We start from the raw sequence: 24,218 nt of genomic DNA on the forward strand, positions 1-24,218 counted from the left end.
AGTAATACTTACTTACACATTAAAATTTTTAATTTTATTTAATTATAATTTATGAGTATAATCAATAACATGATAAGTTTTAAAAATTTTGAATATTCTTAATATAGGAGGAAATGTAGAATGTCATCTAAACAATTGTTTGATTTAGCAGGACAGACAGCAATGGTTACCGGAGGTGGTAGTGGGTTAGGGCGTGTAATGGCACTGGCGTTGGCCGAGGCCGGAGCAAACGTAGTAGTTTGTTCACGTCGTATAGAGGTTTGCGAAGAAGTTGTGAAAGAAATCGAGGCGTTAGGAAGACAAGCACTTGCCGTATCATTGGATGTAACAGTTCCTGAATCTGTCGTTCAAGGTGTGGAGAAAGCGGTTTCTCATTTTGGGAAAATCGAAATTTTAGTCAACAGTAGCGGAACGGTTTTTGAAACGCCTGCTACGGATATGCCTTTAAAACAATGGCAATCTATGCTCGATACAAATGTGACAGGAACATTTTTAATGTGTCAGGCTGTAGGAAGACATATGATAGACAACGAATACGGAAAAATCATTAACATTTCTTCTTCAATCGGCTTTAAAGGTACTGACCCAGAAGCTGTAGATTCTATAGGATATACAACAAGTAAGGGTGCAGTTATGACTTTAACGAAGGATCTTGCAGTAAAGTGGGGTCGCCATGGAGTGCATGTGAATTCCATTGCTCCTGGAGTTTTCACTACTGGAATGAATAACCCAGAAATACCGGGAACACTTGTACATAAGGCTGGCCCGATTATCGCTTCCCAAGTTCCAGTGAGGAGGTTAGGTAGAGACAATGATTTAGTAGGAGCAGTCCTTTATTTTGCTTCATCAGCTTCTGATTATTGTACAGGACAAATATTGACTCTTGATGGGGGACTTGGCGCTAAGTAAATTTCACCCAAATAATTAAACTTAGTTCGTGAATATATTAAGTTGATGGTGTAAATTAATACAACTTAATTATAAGTTAAAAATAATAATTTTACTTAATTAATAATTATGAATATACTGAAAATAATAAATTCGCAATAGTTAATTAGCCGACTAATGTAAACGTTATCAATATGCGGATTTCAAAAAATTGAAAGAGGGGATATAAGTGAGTAACGTAAAAAGTGTAAAAGATGTAGTGGCATTTCATGCGAATAATATTTGTCCAGATGATTTACCTTGGATTCCTTATTTTGGAGATGCGAAGTTTAAATTGCTTAAGGCCAACCCTGTGACAGGACAGACGGTTACGCTATTAAAAGTTCCTGCGGCTATGCAGCTTCCTGCTCATTTTCATCCTGGTACGGTCATTGTTTATACCGTCCAAGGTTCTTGGAGGTATCTTGAGGATCCTTGGATTTCCAAAGCTGGTGATGTCGTTTATGAGCCAGCTGGCTCCTCACATACACCTCAGGCTGTAGGGGATGAAGAAGTTATTACGCTTAATATTGTTGAAGGAACATTAGACTATTTAGGTGAGAATGGAGAAATTCTTGCCAGAGATAATTGGCAGTCATTCCTGAAAAAATACCATGACCATTGCGCGGCTGAAGGAATTGAACCTGTAGATGTGACCAAATTTTAAAAGATAGATTCGTAAAAAAAGAGAAGCCCGACGTTCACATGCGACGAAGATGCTTCTCTTTTTTCTTTCTTAATTCTTAATAATTTTGGATTTTAGATAATGAATATATTTGTTGGCAAAAGTGGATAAATGTTTATTCTCTGATCGAACCAAACCTAATGAAATATTTACAGTCCTATGATTCATCAAATCAACCGCAATGATATCACCATTGATGACAGGGGGATAATTTTTCATTACGAAATCAGGAGCAAATGTAATAGCCAAACTTTCAATGATGGCTTGAAGAACCCCGTCCATATTATTTGATGTAAATAGGATTTTTAAGGGCTTATATTTGTTAAAGAAATCTTGAACAAAATACTGCATAAATTCACCGTTATATGTGACGAGAGTTTGATCAAGTATATCATGCGGAGTTATGGTACCAAGAAACGCTAAGGGAGAATGCTTAGAAACATATACTTTCTGTTTCCCTTCAAATAGTGTTTCAAAAGCTATTCCTTCCATGTTTATGTTCAAATCTGCTGAATATGTAATCAGTCCGATGTCGGTCTTATGCTGTCGAATATCTTCAATCACAGCAGATCCACTTTTTTCGGACACCTCCACATTTACGTGTGGATATTCATGTCCAAAAGCGGCTATAGCTTTTACCAGAAACGTCGTCAATCCGGGTAAAGAAGATAATCTTAGTTCCCCCACTTCCACTGAATTGAAAAAGTTGGCCGTCTCTTTTATTTCTTCAATTTTTGTCAGTACTCCGTAGGCAAGTTTTAGAATGATTCTACCTTCATCGGTTGGTACAGCGCCGTGTCCCCGAGAGCGATTAAGAATTTTAATCCCTAACTCCTTTTCTAAGCTGGTAATGGATTGACTGATCGTGGATTGAGTCACATGAAGATTCTGTGCTGCTATAGTCAGAGAACTGTACTTTGAGACTTCAATAATATATAGTAATTGTTCAATGTTCATGACCGTACCCCTTTTTTGAATATTAGTAATACTTACTTACAAATTAAAATCTTTAATTTTATTTAATTATAATTTATGAGTATAATCAAAACAATAATAATATTTGGAAATTTTAGAATATTCTCGATATAAAGGAGGGTTTAGAATGTCATCAAAACAATTGTTTGATTTAACAGGACAGACAGAAATAATTAATGAAGGTGGTAGCGGGTTAGGGCAGCTAATGGAGGCTAATGACGCTTACGTTGGCAGAAGAAGGTGCAAACGTTGTAGTATGTTCACGTCGGATAGAGGCTTACGAGAAGGTTGTGAAAGAAATCGAAGTATTAGGCAGACGAGCACTTGTCCTAGCATTGGCGTAACAGATTCTGAATCTGTCGTTTAAGGTGTGGATAAAGCGCTTTCTTATTTCGCAACTGGATAAATAATACATGGGGAGGAGACGAATGTCAACAGAAACTGTTTTAATTACAGGTGCTACAAAAGGAATCGGTTTGGAATTCGCTAAAATTTTCGCAGGCCATGGCTATAACTTGGTATTAGTGGCCAGAGACGCAACGTTGTTGGAACAACAAGCCGAGAATTTTAAAAAGGATAATGGCATACAAGTGAATACTTTTGCCGGCGATTTGAGCAGCTTTACAACGGTAGAGGGCTTGCATCGACACTTGAAAACCGAGGGAATTGACATCGATATTTTGATTAATAATGCTGGAGCTGGCGGGTTCGGACTCATGACGGAAATGGATATTCAGAAAGAAATGGAATATCTGCAGCTCAATATGATCTCGCTTACGTATTTAACTAGACTTTTTACGGATGACATGGTGAAACGAAAGCAAGGGAAAATTTTAAACGTGGCTTCACTAGCGGCCTTTCAGCCAGTTCCACGGATGTCGATGTATGGAGCAAGCAAATCGTACGTCTTATCCTTTTCGGAAGCGATTGCGGAAGAACTGAAAGGAACCGGGGTTCAAGTTTCCGTATTATGTCCAGGCTTCACCAAAACACCGCTCACGCAGCAATTCGCCGGAGCAGGCACGAAAGTATTTAATAAGAACATGTTGGATCCGCAAATGGTTGCCAAGTGCGGCTTTGAAGGGTTAATGAAGAATAAAAGGGTAATCATCCCGGGCTTTAAAAATAAACTCATGGCTAAATCTGTGGGACTGCTGCCAAGGAAATGGGTAACCATCTATACCCGAAAACTTCTCGAGCAAAAAGTGTAAATAAACATAAAACTCCCATCATTTACGATTTACGGAAAATATTATGCATATGTAACGACAGAAAGAAGCTGCATGAAGCTGAAAAACATTTAAATGAATACATAGGAGGAGAAAAAATGACCCAAAACTTTAACTTTTATGAAATTTGGAAAGATTATTATTCCCGGTACAGTAACTTTTTGGATGAGCAAGTGACTAAAGAATTTCCTGCTCAAGGGATAGGACAGTTGTTGGAGATGAACCTTCAATTCAAAAAAATGATGAATGAAACAACAGAACGTTATTATGAATTTGTTAATCTACCATCACGAGATGACCTTGCACATATTTCCTCTCAGATTGTCAATATAGATGCAAAGGTGGATGATTTAGAAGAATTTGTACAAGAAACTAAGGATAATCAAGGGGATTCAGTGGAATTGCAACGTGAAATGGCAAACTTAAAAAAGGATATGAAGAGCCTTGATACTAAACTTAATCAAATCATAACCTTATTAAAATCACCAAATGATATGACTACAAAAGGTACTGTATAAGTGATACAGAAAAAACAAATCCATTAGTCTATTATTAATCATTAATTATGTAAGGGGTGAAGTCATGAGCGTTCTTATGACAAAAGAACACGAAAAGTTTATCGAAATGATACCTGAGGAGTATCAACAGATGTATAGACGTGTAAAAAGTGCAACTCAAGTGTTAACAATGGATGCCGAGCCAAAAGTAGGTCCAACACCGAAGGAAGTTATTTGGACTAGGAATAAAACGAAGCTCTATCGATATGTTTCTGATCAACCAAAAAAACATAAAATTCCAATTTTATTGATTTATGCACTGATTAATAAACCCTATATTATGGATTTAACAAAGGGTAGCAGTTTAGTAGAATATTTAGTTAATCGTAACTTTGATGTCTATCTCCTTGACTGGGGTACACCAGGCCGCGAAGATAAAAACATGAAATTAGATGATTATATTATGGACTACATCCCCCGTGCAGTTCGTAAAGTATTGCGAAAATCTAATGCTGATGAGGTGTCCATGCTTGGTTACTGCATGGGCGGTACTATAACATCAATATTTGCGGCGCTGCACCCTGAATTGCCAATTCGCAATATTGTTTTTATGACAACTCCTTTTGATTTTGAAGAAACAGGTCTATACGGCGCTATGCTAGATGAGCGGTATTTTGATATTGATAAAGTGGTCCAAACGCTCGGTAATATTCCACCTGAAATGATTGACATTGGAAACAAATTACTCGAACCGATGGCAAACTTTTATGGGCCATATGTTAGTCTTTTCGATCGTGCTGAAGATGAAAGATTCGTAAAGAGCTTTAAACTTTTGCAAAAATGGTTAAACGACGGCATTCCATTTCCAGGTGAAGCTTATCATCAGTGGATTAGCGATTTTTATCAAAACAACAAGCTGATTAAAGGGGAACTGGTTATTCGTGGTCGTCAGGTTAAACTTGAGGCAATCACTGCTAATGTGCTCAACCTATCAGGTAAAAATGATATTATCGCTCAACCACATCAAGTAGAAGCATTGATGAATCACATATCAAGTAGAGATAAACAATATATAAATTTACCTGTTGGGCATACGTCTATTGCTTTCGGAAGTAAAGCTACAAAAATAACTTATCCAACGATTGGTGACTGGTTGGAAGAACGGTCCAGCTAATAGTGAATAATGTTCGAATGAGATGGTCTGTATTCTCAACTTGAAAAAGTTGTGAAAAGCTAAATTCTATTAGTTAAGCAGTCCTTTAGCCCATAAATCATAATGTAAGTGTTTTATTTAGGCTAGATACTCTTAATAAGAAGGTGTATTCCACAAAGTAAAGATTTTTTCATTTTTCACTTTGAGAGTAATTGTTACTGTAAAATATTAATGAAGGGGTGAAATTATGTGGGTCTGTACTACACACATGAAAGAAACATTACTATTTTTAGAAACCCCCCATGTTAGCAAAGCTTCGTTTCAAATTAAGTGTTCCCTTTGTGATAATCTTGCTACTGCAAAAGTTTATTATACTCACCGAACTTACCATTTTACTAAAAAACAATTCATGGATTCTTTATCAAGATCTTCTACTAAAAAATCTGGTTAATTAATTTTCGAAAATACAAATTTACACTTTACTGATATCTAAAAAATCCGAGAGAATTCTGCTTACGAATAATGTTAAAAACCTGTGTTTTAAGATAAATAAAAAGAATCCATTTTGAAAAAAAGATTGATCAAAATGGATTCCACTTTATTGTTGAAAGCCTGTTTTGATTAGATTGAAAACAGGCTTTTCTTTTACATACTAACGTTCTTCTTCTTCGCTAGCATGAATTTTTCATCTAAAAAGTTTGTACCTAATACACCGAGAATAATCATGGCTGCCCCGATGATATGGTAATATGCAAGATCTTCTTGTAAGAAGATTGCACCAGCGAACATCGTAATTAAAGTTGATACATTGCTGAATACACTCATCTTTGATGCTTCCATAATGGATAAAGCATAATTTGATAGAAATGCTGTTAATAGTGAAGAGAGTATTCCTAAATATAAGATTGAAACTAGAAATAATGGGCTTGTAAATGGCTGGAAATATAGATTCATAGTTCCAGCAACAATATGATTTCCGATAGACAGTGTATTAAAGAAAACAAAACCAATTGCGGTCATCATATACGTTACATCGATTAATCGGAATTGTTTTGTCATTTTTCGTGCTAGGATGTTATAACCAGCTGATGATAATGCTGATAAGAGAATGAGTATAACGCCGGTAAAACTAGTAGTATGAGAGCCAAATCCTTTCATAGCAAAAATGTAGATGACACCAGATACAGATAAAAGAAGCGAAAGCTTTTGCCAAATTGTTGTCCGTTCTTTTAAAAAGTAAGAGGCACATACCATTGTGAAGATAGGAATAGTAGCTTGAATAATTCCTGCTTCAGAAGATGATGTATACACTAATCCAAATGCTTGAAAAGTGAAGAATAAAGCTGGATATAGGATTGCTACTGGTAAAATTGTAAGCATGTTTTTAAATGTAATATTTAATTTGATAAAACCGAATATTACTGGAATAGATGCGATAAGAAAAGAAACGGTAAATCGATGAGCTAACGTATCAAGTGGCCCCGTGACTGTAAGAGTTAACTTTACAAACATAAATGAAAAACCAATTATGAATGTATAAAGAATGGCTGCGGCGTATGCTTTTTTTGTTTGTGTCATATTTACACCTCGTATTATCAATTTTCTTACTGGCCAGTATACGTAAATGGTAATGTTTTCTTGTGGGTGCTACAATACAAATAAATACCATCTGTACCGGTACAAAAATATATAGAGGTGTAAGCGTGTATAAATATTTAATCGTTTTTAATGATTTAGAAAAGTTAATTCAAAATGGGGAATTAACAGAAGGTGATAAATTACCTTCTATTCGATCTTTAAGTACACGTTATCAATGCACGAAAAGTACAATTATTCGAGCACTTCAAGAGTTAGAAAAAAGACATATGATATACTCCGTTTTGAAAAGCGGATACTATGTTGTGAAAAAAACGAACGAAGCTCATGTTAGTCATAGTAGTGTGATAGATTTTGCATCATCTGCACCTGATCCAGATGTTTTCCCATATTTAGACTTTCAGCATTGCATTAATAAAGCAATTGATACATACAAAAATGATCTATTTATATATGGGACTCCGAAAGGGTTGCCTTCGTTAATTCGGGTTGTTCAAAGGCAATTAACAAACTATCAAGTGTTTTCGAATGAAGAGAATATTTTTATTACATCTGGCGTGCAGCAAGCGCTATCTTTGTTAACTTCTATCCCGTTTCCAAATAAGAAGAAAACGATTTTAATTGAACAACCGAGTTATCATTTATTTATCGAGTATTTAGAAACGCACAACATCCCTCTTAGGGGAATTGAACGAACAGTGGAAGGGATAAATTTAAACGAATTAGAACGTATATTTCAAACAGAAGATATTAAATTTTTTTATACAATGCCGCGGTTTCATAATCCGTTAGGTACATCGTATTCTAAGAAAGAAAAGGAAGCTGTTGTCCGTTTAGCGAAGAAATATGATGTGTTTATCGTGGAAGATGATTATTTAGCGGATTTAGAAAGAGATGCTAAAGCGGATCCGATGTATAGTTATGATGATTCCTCTCATGTTATTTATTTGAAGAGTTACTCCAAAATTATTTTTCCTGGACTCCGAGTTGGTGTTGCAGTCATACCTAACTGTTTAACGGAAATTTTCTTTACATATAAAAAATTACTAGATATTGATAGTTCTATGATTTCCCAAGCAGCTTTAGAAGTTTACATAAAAAGCGGGATGTTTGATCGACATAAACAAAAAATTCGCGCTTCCTACTATGGAAGATCCAAGAAGTTAGCTGCTTCTTTGAAAGAATGGAGTAGTACGAACAAACAGTTATTTCAATACTACGATGCAAATTTTCCGTGTGTCCATACACACATTACGCTAGATAAGAAAGTTATCGTTCAGCCACTTATTCGAAAGTTACTAAAAAATAATGTATTACTAGATTCGATTGATAAAAATTATTTATCTTTTATTTCGAAAGAAAAAATATTGAAATTAAACGTATCAAACGTAAAGGAAGAAATGATTGAAGAGGGGATATGTAAGATTATCGATGAAATGAAACGTATATAGATTGTTCATTAAGGAAACAGATTTGTAGCATTTATAACGTTAAGGAAATCCAAATATAAAAGCCATACTACATATAAAGTGTAGTATGGCTCTTATTTTTTAATATCAAAATTAAACGACTTTATTATCTCTATAAGATCCGTTAGCTTACGAATTTCATAAGTCGGCTTAATTCCTAAATGGTTTTCTTTAAGATGCGGATTGAACCAGCAAGTGTCAATCCCGTAATTTATGCCTCCCTGAATATCGGAAGTCAAAGAATCGCCTACAATCAATACTTTAGCTTTGTCTGTAATATGTAGCTTGGAAAACGCATAATCGAAAATACCTTTTTGGGGTTTCTGGAATCCGGTTTCTTCAGAAATAATAATACGCTCAAACGTATTACAGAGAGGAGAGCTCCCAATTCTTGATGTCTGCACATCTGTAAAGCCATTTGTTATAATGGCCAGCCGGCAACCACTAAGATTGTCGCATAATTCTACGGCTCCTTGTACAAGGTATGTTTCCATTCCCAAATATCTAAGATAAACACTGCTAAACGTATCTGCATTGATTTCAAGCTCATGCGCAAGGAATAACCTCCTAAATCTCTCTACTCCCAATTCTGGCAAAGTAGTAAGCCCTTGTTCCAAATCTCTCCACAATACATTGCTAATCTCTTTGTATTTAGCTTCATAATCCGCCAATCCCGTAGGCAATCCAAACTCTACAAAAGCTTTATGTAGTGCCTTTCTTTCCGATATACTGAAGTCGAATAGTGTATCATCAACATCGAACAATATGATTTCGTATTTCATAGATACCCCCATGTATTCATTGCTTATCTAATATTAAGTCGGTGACGAAAGGGATGTGATTCTAATTTTTTTGAGATACAAGATCGCAAATGGGATAAGTTAATTATCCTTACAGGTATAGTTTGCTTATTACTTCTATTGTGTTACATAGTGACCTGAATGTAAAGTAATCTGAGATGTGGGAAAGTAGTATTAGGGGTACCGCCCCATAGCCATCAAGCTAAAATTTTGAAATACACCCAAAACGAAAATTTTATGACTTTTATAGTAATAGGTCAATAGATGTACCTCTATCGTGCAGTTGATTCGGATGGGAATACCATTGACTTTTTCTTAGTAAAACGAGAGATACCAAATTAGCCAAGGGGAGAAATCTATCCAAAATCAAATGAATCTCAGTCATCAACTATTCTAAAAACGAGAAAAAACGCTATTCTTTTTGTAGAAATATACAGAAAAAATAGCGTTTTTTTCGTGTTATGGTTAAAAAATTGTCTTAGCTTGATGACGCTGTTCCTCTATTTCTATAATATTTTTGTAGGATTTTCTCCTTTTTTGTCGAATTCGTTTGATATAAGGAGGAACACTATATGTTTATTAAAGACTTTTTTATTAACCTTTTTATTTTTGCTTTCCTAGTTAGTTCAACTATATTCATCAAAGTGTTTGTAATGAAATCCAACCAGTTCATTGAAAAAATATATGGGGCAATCATTGCTGTGATTTTGATGGTCTTTTCTTTTAAATACATGGGGTTTTACTATGATCTTCGAGCTGTTCCTCTCATTTTATCATTTGTTTACTTTGGGCGTACTGCCGGTTGGATTACGTTACTTAGTATTTTTATCATGCGTGTTATTTATATGGATGGATATTATGTACCGTATATCATCGCATTATTAGGAATAGGTATTATATTTACTATTTTTAAAACATATTTCAAAAGCTTACATCCGTTTAAAGCTAGCTTTCTTTATCTGCTTTGTTATATGGCTATGATTCGATTGGTAGGCGAATTCTTCATTCCGACTGTAATATCTAAAATGCTTTACATTCAAAACTTATTATTTACAAGTATGGGCCTGTTAAGTGGACTATTTCTGATGGAAGCTTATCAAAAATTATATTCCTTAACAGAAGAGTTATTTAAAATGAATCAAAAATTAAAAAGATCGAAGAAAGAGCTTAAAGATACTGTTCATGAACTGCAAGGAGGAATCTTTAAATTTATTAAAGTAGATACGCACTTTATACATACGATGTGTGATGGACAATTTTATTATCAAAATGGATTTTATTCTGAACAAGTGGTAGGAAAAAGTTTACGTACTATAGATTCTTCCATTATTCCTTCCCATCTAGTTCCTCAATTACTGAAGTATTATATACAAGCATGGGAAGGGAATGAAGTTATATTTGAAATTCCTTGGCCAGATAATGAAACCGTTGCTCTAATTGCGCTTAGGCCAATTAAGCGAAATGGAAAAGTTATTGAAGTTGTTGGTTCTGCAATTGATATTACAGAGAGAAAAAAAATGGAATGTGAATTAGAAGCGACCAAAGAATTACTGGAGTCATTTGTAAATAACAACATAGATGCTATTATCCTAACCGATCGGGAAGGTCATATTTTACAAGTTAATAAAGCTTTTGAGACGATATTTGGTTGGTCATTACAAGAAGTTAAAGGTAAAAAATTTCCTTGTGTACCCGATTTCTTAATAGATGAATCTATAGAAATCATTCGAAATATTCTGTCTGGGGAATCTACAATTACTAGATTAGAGACCATTAAACAACGGAAAAATGGAGAGCTAATGGATGTAAGCATGACGATTTCACCTATTCTAGATTTAAGGGGGAATGTAGTGGCTCTATCTGCAATATGTAGGGACATTTCCGAAAGAAAACAAGCAGAAAAAGAACGACATCAATTATATCAACAATTGCAAGAAAGTGAATTGAAATATCGAGCACTATTTGAACAGGCAACGGATGCGGTATACGTAGTAGAATTGGATAAAAATCGAATTCCAAATCGATTCATTGAAGTAAACCCGATTGGGTGTGAAAGGTTTAATTTAAGTAGAGATGAAATTCTTAGTACTCCATTTTTTAATCTTGTTTCTCAAGATTCTCCCCTTTTAAGAAGAATGATAGAAAAAATTAAAGATGGGGAAGATTTTTTTACTTTGCAAGATGAATATGTTTTTAATATAAAAAAGAAAATAGTGACAGAGTTTAGTATTCGTGTATTCAAGTTGAATGGAAAAGAAGTTTTCTTAAGTATTTCTCGAGATATTACCGAACGAATAAAGACGGAAGAATTATTAAGAAAATCTGAAAAACTTGCTGTTGTAGGTCAATTAGCTGCAGCAATAGCTCATGAAATTAAAAATCCTTTAACTGCAATGAAAGGATTTATGCAATTATTAAAAACAATGGAAAATGAAAATAATCATCACTTTATAGATATAGTATCATCAGAAATTGATCGAATTGAAAGTATTACGAATGAATTTATGGCAATAGCCAAACCACAGGCGGTGAAAATTCAGCCTAATGATTTGAGTATGTTAATGAATCAAGTTGTAATGCTACTAGAGCCCCAAGCAATAATGAATAATATACAAATTAAGACAGAAGTTATGTCTAATATTCCAATGATATTTTGTGAAGGGAATCAATTAAAACAAGTATTCGTTAATATCTTAAAAAATGCAATTGAATCTATGACAACGGGAGGAGAAATTTTAATTCAAATTAATAGAGCTAGTAATAATCAAATAAATATTCGATTTATTGATCAAGGATGTGGGATTCCTCAAGAGCGTATACCATACCTTGGAGAACCTTTTTATAGCATTAAAGAAGAGGGGATTGGTTTAGGATTAATGATTTGTTACAAAATTATTGAAATGCATCAAGGTAAGATATGTATTGAAAGTGAAGTGAATAGAGGAACAACGATAGATGTTACTCTTCCTATCTGTAAATTATAAAACAAATGTTGTTAAATTTTAGAATGGATACAAAATTATCTTAGCTTGATAGGCATGGGGTATCGCCCCATGGCCATCAAGCTAAGATATGAAAACAACCCCAAAAATGAAGAAATGAGCCTGTAAACATAAAAATATGTTGCTTTAGTAAATCGTTATATATGACAGGCGTCTCAAAACGAAGAATTTCTTTTTTATGAATTGCTGTAGCTTTGAAATAAAGTCGTATCGTTTATAAAAAAGATGTACCGTTTACAAAAAAGTTGCACCGTTTTATTCATTTTCGATTAAAGGATTCTATCTGATTTTTAATCAAACTTTATTTCAAAGCTACATGTAATTAATCTGATGGATAAATGGTAAATTTATCCAATCCATAAGAAGGAAGGTGGGATTTTAATGAAGAATAAGTTCAAATCTTTAGCATTAGTATTGGCGACAGGTATAGGAATAGAAGAAATTCAAAAACATACAAGTTCATTATAAGACTATTTTTATAAGCAAATTAATGGGGATGGCAATATTGAATAAACTGGTACAGCTGGAATGGAGAAAATTAAAACAAAAATCTATTTTGGTTGAGGTAGCCATTTACTGGTTTATTCTTATGTTTATGATTAAACTTTATTTAAAATAAAATCTGTCTATATATCAAAATTTTAGAGATTACGAGGTGTTTTTAATCAAACTTTATTTCAAACCAACAATTGCCTCTAAAAATAAGGATGGTTCTATATAAAGCATAAAATAATCAAGTCCCTCTTGATTGTGTGCCATCCCATCATGGATTTGTTCGGGGTTGAAAATCATGATGCCGTTTTGGTGAGGAAGTTGTAAATTTCCATCTAAATAGTAATGCTGAATACTTTTTAGCGTAACACCAATAGCATACTCCTGATGAGCATGTTTTTTGTATTTAAAGTCGGTCATACTAGCCGATAATGCTGTAATACCAGCCACTTTTTTATAAATAAACTTCTCCATGATTTCACCCCTGTAAAGCAATTATACCCATATCATTAATGCTGCATATACTAAACACAAAGCCATTATAACATTGACGATTTTTTTATGCTTTTGTAAAAATTGTTTAAATATGGCTCCAAATAATACCCACATTACGAAAGCACAAAAACCAATGATGGTAATCGCTAAAACGCTCAACGAGATCGGTAAAAACGCATCGTAGTAAGGTAATATAAAGCTTGGAATAACCGTTAATGTAAATAATACCACTTTGGGATTTAAAAACTGCATGACAAAACCTGTTGTGAAATTCCCAGTTGTATTTTTACTCTCACTGGAATTATCAGCTTTATAAATTTGATAAGCGAGATATAACATGTAAATTGTTCCAACGATTTGCATCAACAGTAGAATTTTCGGAATCCACGTTGCAAGAATCGTATTTAAAAAAGCTGATAATGCTAGCAAAATAAAAAGTGCAATTGTGGAACCATAGGTATATTTTAAAGCGCTTTTTACGCCATAATGATGCGTCGTCGATAAAATAACGATATTTGTCGGTCCTGGCGTAAACGTAATAATAAAACAGTAAATCAAAAAAGATGTAATATTCACGAAACAAACTCCTTTACAAGTTTCTCTCATTGAATTATTACATCTATTGTTTAAGTAGCTATAGTACAAAATTGCACATCTACCTTTTGTGATTTTTAACCCCTGTTAAAAGCTATACTACATATTTTTATAAATGATTAAAGAATTATGCCTGAGAAACTTCCTTTTAATACTTCTTTTTCAAGTTGATTCATACATGTAAACGCTGCAGTAATTTTTGTACGATTTTTTTCATCCAATTCAAATTGTTCAATAATTACGTCACAACGGATCGTATCACCACTAAAAACTGGGCGTAAGAATTCGAAATCCATCTTACGAGCCAACACATTATAATCACCGCCAACTTTCGTAGGGAGTGTTGATGTTAAAAGTCCTTGTACAACAAATCGCCCTTGTTCATCTGGTGTGACATGATGAACCCCCTCATCCTTTGATACCTTCGTAAATAAGACAACATCTTCTTTTGTAAATGTTCGCTCAAAGGTGATTTTTTCGCCTACCTGCAATTCCATCCATACCCCTCCTTAAAGCATTTCATGTTTTACTTAATTTTACTGTTGGAATCCACAGTCAACTAATATCAAAGTATTCTCGTATTTATTATACAGAGACATGATAAAAGAAGATACGAAATGTTAAATTTAAACCATCTTATCCAATATTTTTATATCAAACTTTATTTTAAAGCAACAATACATACGTTCCTTTTTTGTAGCGCAATTCAATTATTGTATTCCGTTTGTTAAATAAGAAAAACCGAAATTAGAAATCACTTCGGTTAAACTTTTTTCAAAACGTCGCAACTTTCTTTTAAATATCGCACCTTTTTTATAAACATTGCAACTTTATTTCAAAGATACATGAAAAACTGTAAAAACAATACATTTTGTTAAGGATCATAGTACATAAAACTAATAGCTTCCGAACATACTAATAAAATGTTTTGGAGGTGGGTTTTATGGATAAAAAAGACTTTCAAAAAATTTATAATGAATACTTACAACAAGGGGAAGACCAAGCTCAATTGGAAGTAGTTGAGGAAGTCGATTCAGGAGTAGAACAAATTGTTGCAGTTCGTAAAAATGATGAGGATGATATTATTGCTTTTAAAACAAGTAGTGGAAGAGAATTAGATTATATTACTGCTCTTGATGAAGCAAAATCAGGGAAGTTAGCTCATGTGGACGTATTTCATAAGTATGGCAGGGATATTATACGTAGTGAACCTGATGGTATTAAAGAAAATAACTTAGATAACTTACCCTCTTTTTAAACGGGTAAATCTAAAGAAGAGAATGTTAATTTGGATATTCTCTTCTTTACTTTACTAATTTACTGTGGTCTTCGTAAACTTGCTGTAAGAAAACTACCAGTTATTCAATTATAGGGCGCGATTGTTGAATATGAACAATCTCTCTTTTACTAACGGGGCATGTTTGTTGAAGAAGAATTGACACAAGAAGGTCGTCAATGAAGGCGATCTTTTTTGTTTTGTCAATTTTTTAGAATAAGGGATTTCCAATTGGAATATTATGTTAAAACCAAAGTGAGCAGAGCAGTTTTTAGGGTATTGATGGTGAGAGTAATGGGGGAAATGATTATCTTCGTGAAAAGTCCTATGATTCACTAAAACTAAAACAGTTTAAATTATAATTCTTAAGGGGTGTTTATTTATAGTTATAAATAGAAATAAAAATGAGAGTTTAATTGGAAGCGCTCTGTTCATTGTAGAGGTAGAGATTTACGAACTCACTGGTCTGGCGGCCGAGGTGACCTCATGACAATAATGAAAAAGCAGCCAATTTCACATTTGATGAAGAAGCGTAGATTTTGGGGTTATGGTGCCGCTATAGCGGTAATGCCTTATCTTTTAATCAAAATCGCCTGGACTTTCGGTCTCTTCATGCCGACCGAACAAATGGGCGACCCAAGTTGGCGCACTGCAAACGCAGTAACAATGGTTCTAGCTGCAGTTGGTATCCTGTTAGCATTGGCGTTTAGCATGACATGGGGTGAGCGACTGCCCGCCTGGTTTGTTGCCTTGCCCGTCTGGGTAGGTACTGGTTTACTTATTCCTATGCTGTTGCTGGCACCTGTGCTTGGTCCTGCTGCCATGATACGCGATCAGCAGGCAGGAGCTACCAACGTTTGGGTATATGAGCAGATTTTCGTAATAGTCTCACTGGTTGGAGTCGGCATCTGCCTACCTTTCGCCTTAGCTGGATACGCTAAAGCGCGTTGGCCAGAGGCATTTGCTAATCCAATCGACATTGAATTACTCCCGGGCAACAGCCAGAAACTGCAGATCACCTTGGCTAGGCTTGTCGTGGCTGGCTGTATCCTGCTTGGATTTATTAAGCTATTCTGGGCGGTTGGTGGAACTATTGGCATTAATCCAGCTATGTTGGATAACCGCGATTTATGGTGGCACCTATTGTCGTTGAGTACCGGTGTGTGGGCCTTAGCGGGGGCGTGGGGTTTGTTAGTACTGACCACCCGCCGCGGGTCGAAGAGGTTCTTCCTTCCTATGGCAGCAGCATGGATCTCGTCAGGAATGCTGTTCTCTTCTAACCTCTTTAACCGCTTGTCCGCCACTCGCCCCGATGCACAACCTGCTCTGGAGTACCCGCTTGCGTATGTACTAACCACCGAGTTAGGTAGTGTCTTGGGAGTGATGATGGGAATGGTTATCCTGATGGTACTGCACGACCGTCGGAGAGCAATGCGCAGCGAGGAATAAGAATCCGCTTTGAGTAACAGCGCCTAAGAGGTCGGCCGTCGAAAAATCACACATCAGGTATTGATTGATTTTACATGGTTATCTATGACAAAAACCTGTTTATCACTGTTTGGGGTTCGACCGAGATACATGTAATTTTGGGTCATAGTCTGTATTTTATTTCCAATATCCATGTTTTGTTGTAACAAAAAGATTTGAAGTCAATAATGTTACGGATTATTTTTGATACAGTATTTTGTTACGACTAATCCAACCGTTAAGATATTCCATATTTTCAAATACAAAACGTAACAAAAACGAACGTTTATGTTACAAATATCAGTTAAAATTCACTTTTGAAAAAAATGTAAAACTATGACCTAGTTTTACATGTATTTCGGCTGAACCCCATTTATGAATATTGTAATAACCACTATTGTAAGTTTAGCTTCAAAACATATACCGATTAAAAAGGGTGCCACCACATCACCATTAAATTAAGAAATTAATTGTTCTCCAAAACGAAAAAAATGAGCTGAATTCTCATAGACAACTGTGGTGAGATAAAATCTTTGTTTTGGGGGTACTTCAAAATATTAGGTTGATGGACATGTGGCGGGACCCCTAATTGTAGACTTTTATGAGCAAAATTAAGCAAATATTATTATTGGTGATTATTTTTATTACGATGCTCTAAATATCAGGAGTTCTATGAAGCCTTATTCCTGTTTATGTCATGCCTGTAGCAGGAGGAATGTTATTCTTTCTATTTAATATGCGTTCTTCGAATAAGTTGAACTTTGAACTTACTTCAGAAAATATAAGTACTTAATTGTGATAATTTGGTAACGGAGTATGATTAGATACAGGGGTTTTTTTGTCATTCAATCATTTAGGAGAGCTAAAATAGTATTTTTTATGCTTAGGTAAAGACAATCTATTTCTACGTATCTTAAAAAAAGACACCTCAAAGAACAAGTTGAGGTGTCTTTTTTTCATTTGCTTTATCAAAATTAAAACACTGCATCGAAGTCATTTGATTTAGGCAGAGAGGCTGCTTTTTTCATGAGTTGTTCCCATAATTGCACAGATTTTCTCCATTCCGATGTGGACTGCCCCTTTTGATACATAGCATTCTCATAACTGAGAGTTAGTTGTTGCATATCAGTCGAGTTGTAAAGTGTATCTATACGAAGTGCGTACTCTCGTAATGTTTGGCTTTCTTTGCGGGGAATACCTATTCTCGCAAATTGTTTTAAAAGTGCATCGTAAGCTTTGGGATAAACAGCATCACCTTTTCGGTATTTATAGAAGAGGATTGTGAAAAATGTAAGCCACTTCATTCTAGTAGTAAAGAGAATGTAGCTAATTATACTCATTGATATAATAGAGAGGAATAAGTACCACCAAGAAAATTCTTTTTTTGAATTCGTAATCTTTTTGGTAGAGGCTTCTTCGGTATTTTCTATTAAATTTTTGAGTTTCGCTTCATTATTTCGCTGCTGTATTTGTTCATTGTTAGGATTGATCACTTCGCTATTTTGTGAAGTAGAAGCCGGAGTGTCGTTTGTAAAGTTATACGGATTGCTGAATCCTTTTGTTGGTTCGAATGGGACCCAGCCGTATCCTGGAAAATATACTTCCACCCAAGAATGTGCATCATTATTAGTAATTTTATAGATGCTATCACCCTCTAAATCCACTATTGTATTGTCAAGAGTGCCTTCGGTATAACCCTTCACCCAACGCGCGGGAATGCCAACAGAACGAAGTAATACGATCATGGACGTTGAAAAATTATTACAGTATCCGCTTTTCGTATCGAAAACGAATTGATCTACATAATCTTGGTTTTTGGCAGGTACCACAACATGTTCCGTTTCATATACAAAGGAATTGTCTGCGAAGTAGCTTTCGATAGCTAATACTTTATCATATCGAGTGAATTTATCTTTTGTAAGATGTATTGCCAAGTCTTTTACTCGTTGCGGTAATGATTCGGGAAGTTGTGTATATTTTGCCATGAAGTAAGGACTTGTTTCATGACCTTCATTCGTTTTCGCGGCTTTTAAATTATCTATGGAAAACTGAGGAGTCTCATAAGTTACTTTATACGTATGTAAAGAGGTAACTGATCCTTCTTTCATCGTATAAATTTTTTCTGAAAACGGATCAACGCTGAATGATACATCAGAAACAGCTTGAACTGACACTAATCCTGCAGGATAAATAAGATGAGGATAACTTTTTTTCATGTTGACCGTTGCTACGGATGTACTCGTTTTTGTATTCGATTCATACCACTTTACTACGTTGTTTTTATTCTTAAAAGAATTTTTTTTTGGTTCCTCAGAAATTTCCCAGCCTTTTCCGGTATAAAAGTCTTTTGTTTCTACTCTCCAATATTGACTATTTTGCGTTTGTGCTGTGAAAACAATTGTATTATCTGGCTTAAAAGGGCCACCTAGTTGAGAGTCATCTACACTGTATCCGATTTTTGAAACTTCGGCTTTCTTACTTGTTGCAAATGTATCAAATTTCAAGAAAGTGATAGGATTTGACCATTGAGGGCCAAACTTCGGAGCAAAATATGCGATGACTACGGATAATACAATACATATAGCAAGCGGTATATGTAATTTGGATATCAGTTTGGAATATTGTTGCAAGTGCTCAGTCGCTTTTATCTGTTCGATATGAAGAAGACTAAGCATAAAAAAACCGATGACAATGGTGCGAATAATTGCATGATTTGCGTTGTATAAGTGTAAGTTATGAAAAGTCGTGATATAAATAATAGTCAATATAAGAAATAACAGTCCATGTTTTTGACGAATCATCCAATAAGAGATGAGAGAACAGAAAAACCAGAGCAATAGAAAAAATAGACAGGTAAGAAAAACTGCAGAAAGACCTTGCCAATTTGCTTGAAAGATAAGAGTGATATTATGGAAAATATCAGAAAAGAATGCTGTCATCCAAGATGGATTCATAAAAGTACCTTTATAATATAGGGAATGAATAATGAATAAAATAACTGCAATTTTTACTGGAATTTTCCACTTTGTTTGCAAAAAGGAGAGAGAGAAGCAAATTCCTATAAATGCTACAAAAATATCTAATCTCTCCATATTCGTAACACCTATAAGTGGTCTTAACCATTCTAGTAAAATAAGAAACCCACATAAATACATGAGGAACCTACTTATATCCCATTGATTTTTTGCATGTAGTGTCATTATTTGTTCACCTCAATCAAAAAACACATTTGTATAACGATTCTCATAAGCCGCTTTCACAAATATTTTTCGTTTTTGCAGTGCTTCTAATATACTTAGTTCGCGATTTGAGAATTGGTTTACTTTTTCTTTCACGACAAACACTATCAGCCTTCTATCTTTCATTGCCAAACCTTCAGCTGCTTTTAGAATATCGGGAGAAAGATCACTTGTCACCAGTATAACTGTTACTGGTTGATACATTTTTCTTAATTCCATTTCTACAGTTTGAGAGAGCGGGAATATACTGTCTGCTTGCACCTTTGCTAAATGACGAAAGATTTGTTGCAGTTGCGTATCTCCGTTGTGCAAAGGGAAAACAATCCGTTCTTTTCCGACAGATACGAATGATGCTGGTGAATTCTGTTTTAAGATAGCTCTGACGAGAGAGGCTGTAAATGTAACAATCGACTCGAATAGGGGAGAGGGAGTTCTATCCATAAAGATCATGACATCTTGACTCCGCTGCTGTTCAAATTCTTTCGTCATAATATTATTTTTGCGAGCGGTTGCTTTCCAATCAATCCATGAAAAGCGATCACCAGGTTTATACTCCCGGATACCAACTGAGACTGTAGAATCTTTTGTTAAATTTGTGTTTGCTGATAGCGCTCCTTGTTCGAAATGATTTTCCAATTGTTTATAATTTATATTTATATATTGAGGATAGATTAGAAATGTATTAGGAACTGAAAACATGATATCTTTTTCAATAATACCGAATAGATCGCCAGTTTTTACACGTACGCTCGAAAAAGTGTGTTCTCCTCTAGGGATTGTGTTAATTACATATTGATACGAAATATTTCGTTTGAATCCTGGAAATAATATTACTTTGGCAGCCTTTGCTTGTTTGCAATTTTTAAATTGTGGAGGAAGTTCATCTTCTATAATTAAATAAAGTAAGGGAAAAGGAATTTTTCTTTCTATTGTAATAGTGCTTCGAAATTGTTCTCCAGCTATGTATTCCTTTTGATTTGTTATGCGTTTTACTTCAGCATCCCGCAAAACGTAAAAGGGAAGCAGCATTGAATAGAAGCCAAAAGGGAGAGTGCTATAAAATAAAAACCAGCTTACAAATCCTCCGTGTATCATGGCATATAAAAGTGTTAAGACAAGGAATAAAGGAATTAGCAATAACTTTCCAATGTTATAAACTGCTCGTAGTAGCTGCTTCATCAAGGATTTATCGTCCTTTGAGTCGGCACTGGAGTTCGTGCGACAATTTTTGCGATGACTTTTTCTCCTGTTATTCCTTCAAATTTCGCTTCCATTTTTAGAATGAGTCTATGAGCTAAAACATACGGGGCCAAAAGTTTAACATCATCCGGAATAACATAATTCCTGTTGTGGATGAACGCATAAGCCTGTGAAGCCTTCATTAAAGCGATGGAACCTCGTGGACTTGCTCCTAACTGTATAGAGCTATAATACCGAGTTTGATTGACGAGTTTTACGATGTAATGCTTGATTGCTTTTTCTATATATATTTCTTGTGCACTTTGCTGTAATTTCAGCAATTCTTCTTTTGTAATAATAGCCTGTAAATGGGAGAGTGGATTTGTTTTTTCCATACGGTTTAAAATTTCAAATTCTTCTTCTGCTGTAGGATAACCCATTTTTAGTTTTAATAAGAAACGGTCAAGCTGGGCTTCCGGTAAAGGGTATGTTCCTTCGTATTCGACTGGGTTTTGTGTGGCCATTACAAAAAATGGATTTGGTAACGGGTGGGTTATACCATCTATTGTAATATTGCCTTCCTCCATACTTTCAAGTAAGGCGGATTGTGTCTTCGGTGATGTACGGTTAATTTCATCAGCAAGTACGAAATTTCCCATAATTGGTCCTGGTTTGAACTCAAATTGCAGCTCTTTCGGATTATAAATAGAAACACCTGTTACATCTGACGGTAGTAAATCAGGTGTAAATTGAATTCGTTTGTAATCGGCATCGATTGATTTAGCAAGGGTGCGTACCAGCATTGTTTTTCCGACACCTGGAACATCTTCTAATAGTACATGACCTTTAGCTAAAAGAGCTGTCAAGGTAAGAATGGTTTCTTTTCGTTTTCCGATCATCACTTTTTCGATATTGTTGATTATCTTTTCTACAATTGGATGTAATGAATCAAGCTGTGTCATCGTACGCCTCCTAATTTTATGATCTATGTAACTAAGAATTGAGTCTTTGGTTATGTTACAGTGGAATTAATCTAAGAGGTTATTGTCCCTTTTAATTACTTTATAACTTCTATACCTTCTAGGAAAATCCTACTCTACATTTTTATAAAATATTTTGTGTCGTTTCTAGATGACATGCACATGAAGTATGGTCCAATAAGAAAAGGATGTATAGTGAATAAATAAACACTATACATCCTTTTCAATTAGATTAACTTGCAATCCGATTGTTAGAATTATTCGATTTTTCTGCTTGTAAAAAGAGCTTTGTTTCTGTAACAACGATCCCACTTAATCCAATAAGACCAATTAAGTTCGGGATTGCCATTAGTCCGTTTGCAATATCGGAAAATGTCCAAACAAGTCCTAGTTTTAAATTTGCTCCAAACGCGACCATACCAACAAAAATGAGACGGTAGTATCGAACGGCATTATAGCCAAATAGATATTCAACACATTTTTCACCATAATATGACCAGCCTAACATTGTTGAGTAAGCAAATAAAATAATTGCAATGCCAAGAATCATACTTCCGGCGTTTCCGAATACAGATTGGAATGCGAACGTCGTTGCTTCAACACCCGTTTTACCAGAATTCCAAGCACCTGTTGTAATAAGTACTAAACCAGTAATTGTACATACGACAAATGTATCAAGGAACGTTCCCGTCATAGATACGAGTGCTTGCTTAGCGGGGGAATCAGTCTTTGCAGCAGCGGCCGCAATGGGGGCACTTCCAAGTCCAGCTTCGTTTGCAAATACACCTCGTGCCATCCCAATTTGAATAGCTGAAGCAACTGTTGCTCCGGCAAAACCTCCAGCAGCTGCGGTACCATTAAAAGCACCCGAAAAGATGAGCTGAAATGCCTCTGGAATTTGATCTATATGATAAAAAATAATAATAAGTCCAGCAAGTATATAAAAGAAAGCTTTAATTGGAACGAAATAACCTGTCACTTTTCCTATTTTTTTAACTCCGCCTAAGATAACCATTGCGATGAAAAGAGCCATTACGATTCCAGTCACGACAGGCGATACAGAAAAATTAATTTTCATGGCCTGAGCAACAGAGTTAGACTGCACCATATTTCCGATTCCAAATGAAGCTGTTATTCCAAAAATGGCAAACAATATAGCGAGCCATTTCTTTCCTAACCCACGTTCTAAGTAATACATGGGGCCACCCGAGTATTCACCGTTAGCCCCATGAATGCGATATTTTACCGCAAGAATAGCTTCTGAATATTTTGTTGCCATTCCAAACAAGGCAGTAATCCACATCCAAAATATTGCGCCAGGTCCTCCGATAGATACTGCTGTTGCAACGCCAGCGATATTTCCCATACCAATAGTAGCTGACATGGCGGTCATCAACGCTTGGAAATGACTAATGTCTCCTTTGGAAGACTTGTCCTCTGATTTTCCGAATGCTAGCTTATGTGCATATAATAGTTTAACAAATTGTAAGCCTCGTAGGCGTACTGTAAGGAGGATTCCTGTTCCAACAAGCAGTAACAGTGTAGGTAGTCCCCATACGTAATGATTGATTACTTCTAATACTTGATTTACTGTTTCCATCTTTATTCTCCTTTAGAAAAAATAAAAAAACCATTTCATGTAAACGAAATGGTCTCTGGAGATACAAGGAATAGAAAAATAAACCGATTCGGGAATCGGTATTTTCTGTTGCTTGTCTCTGTCCTTTTACCTGAGAGATTATCCGCTGTAATAGCAGATTTGCTCCTTCGGTGCTCTGTTTCCTCCTTTTGACTATGCAATAGGAGGGAGTCTCTCCAGAGATTCGTCCCCATACAGTTCTACTTGAACACAAGACCTGAGAGTTTCAAAGCTGTCCGACCAGCTTTTTGCCCCATCGGTAGATCAAAAGATCTTCTCCTGTATGGTTCATCCGAATGCTATGAAATTAATATGAGTTAATATAATCATGATTAATATTGTAAGTCAAGAATTAAAAATATATAGATTAATAATTAATATCTATATATCGGTTATTTTACACTAGGAATTTAGGTTGAAAAAATGTTTGTCTTTAATAATTCATACGTTACTTTAGTAAGTACCTCATTATGATTTTCCTGCGTTAAATTATAAATCTTCATTCTACTATTAGACTTTATCTT

Annotated in this window: 19 protein-coding genes, 2 pseudogenes and 1 riboswitch; of the genes and pseudogenes, 11 read left to right on the forward strand and 10 right to left on the reverse strand. The window is 35.0% G+C overall.

Annotated features, from left to right (window positions below):
* The first annotated feature begins 120 nt into the window (after positions 1-120).
* Positions 121-909, forward strand: a complete 789-nt coding sequence (locus LRP84_RS20600) for an SDR family NAD(P)-dependent oxidoreductase (protein ID WP_230576804.1) — start codon at positions 121-123, stop codon at positions 907-909.
* A 208-nt stretch (positions 910-1,117) separates the two neighbouring features.
* Positions 1,118-1,594: a 2,4'-dihydroxyacetophenone dioxygenase family protein gene (locus LRP84_RS20605; RefSeq protein ID WP_230576805.1), complete on the forward strand. Its 477-nt coding sequence runs from the start codon at positions 1,118-1,120 to the stop codon at positions 1,592-1,594.
* Between the two features lie 69 nt (positions 1,595-1,663).
* Here LRP84_RS20605 and LRP84_RS20610 read toward each other — a convergent pair whose 3' ends face one another.
* Entirely contained in the window at positions 1,664-2,569 is a 906-nt protein-coding gene (locus tag LRP84_RS20610; protein WP_230576806.1) for a LysR family transcriptional regulator, read from the reverse strand.
* Positions 2,570-2,714: 145 nt separating this feature from the next.
* Here LRP84_RS20610 and LRP84_RS20615 point away from each other — a divergent pair, with 145 nt between their 5' ends.
* From LRP84_RS20615 to phaC, 4 genes are all read left to right on the forward strand, one after another.
* Positions 2,715-2,954: a hypothetical protein gene (locus LRP84_RS20615; RefSeq protein ID WP_230576807.1), complete on the forward strand. Its 240-nt coding sequence runs from the start codon at positions 2,715-2,717 to the stop codon at positions 2,952-2,954.
* Between the two features lie 61 nt (positions 2,955-3,015).
* Complete coding sequence (locus LRP84_RS20620) at positions 3,016-3,798, forward strand: SDR family NAD(P)-dependent oxidoreductase (RefSeq protein WP_230576808.1); 783 nt, start codon at positions 3,016-3,018, stop codon at positions 3,796-3,798.
* A 116-nt stretch (positions 3,799-3,914) separates the two neighbouring features.
* The gene (locus LRP84_RS20625; RefSeq protein ID WP_230576809.1) at positions 3,915-4,334 is read left to right on the forward strand and encodes a DUF1664 domain-containing protein; all 420 of its coding nucleotides are present in this window, start codon (positions 3,915-3,917) and stop codon (positions 4,332-4,334) included.
* 64 nt (positions 4,335-4,398) lie between these two features.
* Positions 4,399-5,487, forward strand: a complete 1,089-nt coding sequence (phaC, locus tag LRP84_RS20630; RefSeq protein ID WP_230576810.1) for a class III poly(R)-hydroxyalkanoic acid synthase subunit PhaC — start codon at positions 4,399-4,401, stop codon at positions 5,485-5,487.
* A gap of 624 nt (positions 5,488-6,111) precedes the next feature.
* On the opposite strand, the gene LRP84_RS20635 is transcribed toward phaC, so the two are convergent.
* Positions 6,112-7,044, reverse strand: a complete 933-nt coding sequence (locus tag LRP84_RS20635) for a DMT family transporter (RefSeq protein WP_230576811.1) — start codon at positions 7,042-7,044, stop codon at positions 6,112-6,114.
* A gap of 125 nt (positions 7,045-7,169) precedes the next feature.
* Between LRP84_RS20635 and LRP84_RS20640 the strand changes: the two genes are divergently transcribed.
* Complete coding sequence (locus tag LRP84_RS20640; protein WP_230576812.1) at positions 7,170-8,513, forward strand: aminotransferase-like domain-containing protein; 1,344 nt, start codon at positions 7,170-7,172, stop codon at positions 8,511-8,513.
* 92 nt (positions 8,514-8,605) lie between these two features.
* Here the strand turns inward: LRP84_RS20640 and LRP84_RS20645 are convergent, their stop codons facing one another.
* The gene (locus LRP84_RS20645) at positions 8,606-9,313 is read right to left on the reverse strand and encodes a YjjG family noncanonical pyrimidine nucleotidase (RefSeq protein WP_230576813.1); all 708 of its coding nucleotides are present in this window, start codon (positions 9,311-9,313) and stop codon (positions 8,606-8,608) included.
* 282 nt (positions 9,314-9,595) lie between these two features.
* On the opposite strand from LRP84_RS20645, the pseudogene LRP84_RS22690 reads away from it, so the two are divergent.
* Positions 9,596-9,678: pseudogene (locus LRP84_RS22690) on the forward strand (DDE-type integrase/transposase/recombinase); the annotation flags it as partial.
* 225 nt (positions 9,679-9,903) lie between these two features.
* Positions 9,904-12,315: a PAS domain S-box protein gene (locus tag LRP84_RS20655; protein WP_230576814.1), complete on the forward strand. Its 2,412-nt coding sequence runs from the start codon at positions 9,904-9,906 to the stop codon at positions 12,313-12,315.
* A 705-nt stretch (positions 12,316-13,020) separates the two neighbouring features.
* Here LRP84_RS20655 and LRP84_RS20660 read toward each other — a convergent pair.
* The 3 genes and pseudogenes from LRP84_RS20660 to LRP84_RS20670 all read right to left on the reverse strand — a co-directional run.
* A pseudogene (locus LRP84_RS20660) lies at positions 13,021-13,299 on the reverse strand (AraC family ligand binding domain-containing protein); the annotation flags it as partial.
* A gap of 21 nt (positions 13,300-13,320) precedes the next feature.
* Positions 13,321-13,896, reverse strand: a complete 576-nt coding sequence (locus tag LRP84_RS20665; protein WP_230576815.1) for a LysE family translocator — start codon at positions 13,894-13,896, stop codon at positions 13,321-13,323.
* A 137-nt stretch (positions 13,897-14,033) separates the two neighbouring features.
* The gene (locus LRP84_RS20670) at positions 14,034-14,411 is read right to left on the reverse strand and encodes a hotdog family protein (protein ID WP_230576816.1); all 378 of its coding nucleotides are present in this window, start codon (positions 14,409-14,411) and stop codon (positions 14,034-14,036) included.
* A 446-nt stretch (positions 14,412-14,857) separates the two neighbouring features.
* On the opposite strand from LRP84_RS20670, the gene LRP84_RS20675 reads away from it, so the two are divergent.
* Positions 14,858-15,172 (forward strand): DUF3892 domain-containing protein, encoded by a 315-nt coding sequence (locus tag LRP84_RS20675; RefSeq protein ID WP_141525056.1) that lies wholly within the window; start codon positions 14,858-14,860, stop codon positions 15,170-15,172.
* A gap of 504 nt (positions 15,173-15,676) precedes the next feature.
* Positions 15,677-16,639, forward strand: a complete 963-nt coding sequence (locus LRP84_RS20680) for a hypothetical protein (RefSeq protein WP_230576817.1) — start codon at positions 15,677-15,679, stop codon at positions 16,637-16,639.
* 992 nt (positions 16,640-17,631) lie between these two features.
* Here LRP84_RS20680 and LRP84_RS20685 read toward each other — a convergent pair.
* The 4 genes from LRP84_RS20685 to LRP84_RS20700 form a co-directional block, all read right to left on the reverse strand.
* Positions 17,632-19,860 carry a transglutaminase TgpA family protein gene (locus LRP84_RS20685; protein ID WP_230576821.1) on the reverse strand — a complete coding sequence of 743 codons (2,229 nt, stop codon included), beginning with the start codon at positions 19,858-19,860 and terminating at the stop codon, positions 17,632-17,634.
* Between the two features lie 9 nt (positions 19,861-19,869).
* Complete coding sequence (locus LRP84_RS20690; protein ID WP_230576818.1) at positions 19,870-21,075, reverse strand: DUF58 domain-containing protein; 1,206 nt, start codon at positions 21,073-21,075, stop codon at positions 19,870-19,872.
* Positions 21,075-22,037, reverse strand: a complete 963-nt coding sequence (locus tag LRP84_RS20695; protein WP_230576819.1) for an AAA family ATPase — start codon at positions 22,035-22,037, stop codon at positions 21,075-21,077. The genes LRP84_RS20690 and LRP84_RS20695 overlap by 1 nt, the downstream gene beginning before the upstream one ends.
* A 250-nt stretch (positions 22,038-22,287) precedes the next feature.
* Complete coding sequence (locus LRP84_RS20700) at positions 22,288-23,655, reverse strand: alanine/glycine:cation symporter family protein (protein WP_230576820.1); 1,368 nt, start codon at positions 23,653-23,655, stop codon at positions 22,288-22,290.
* Positions 23,656-23,763: 108 nt separating this feature from the next.
* A riboswitch (glycine riboswitch) is annotated at positions 23,764-23,884 on the reverse strand.
* Positions 23,885-24,218: the final 334 nt, after the last annotated feature.

The organism is Bacillus rhizoplanae, assembly GCF_917563915.1.
GTDB lineage: Bacteria > Bacillota > Bacilli > Bacillales > Bacillaceae_G > Bacillus_A > Bacillus_A rhizoplanae.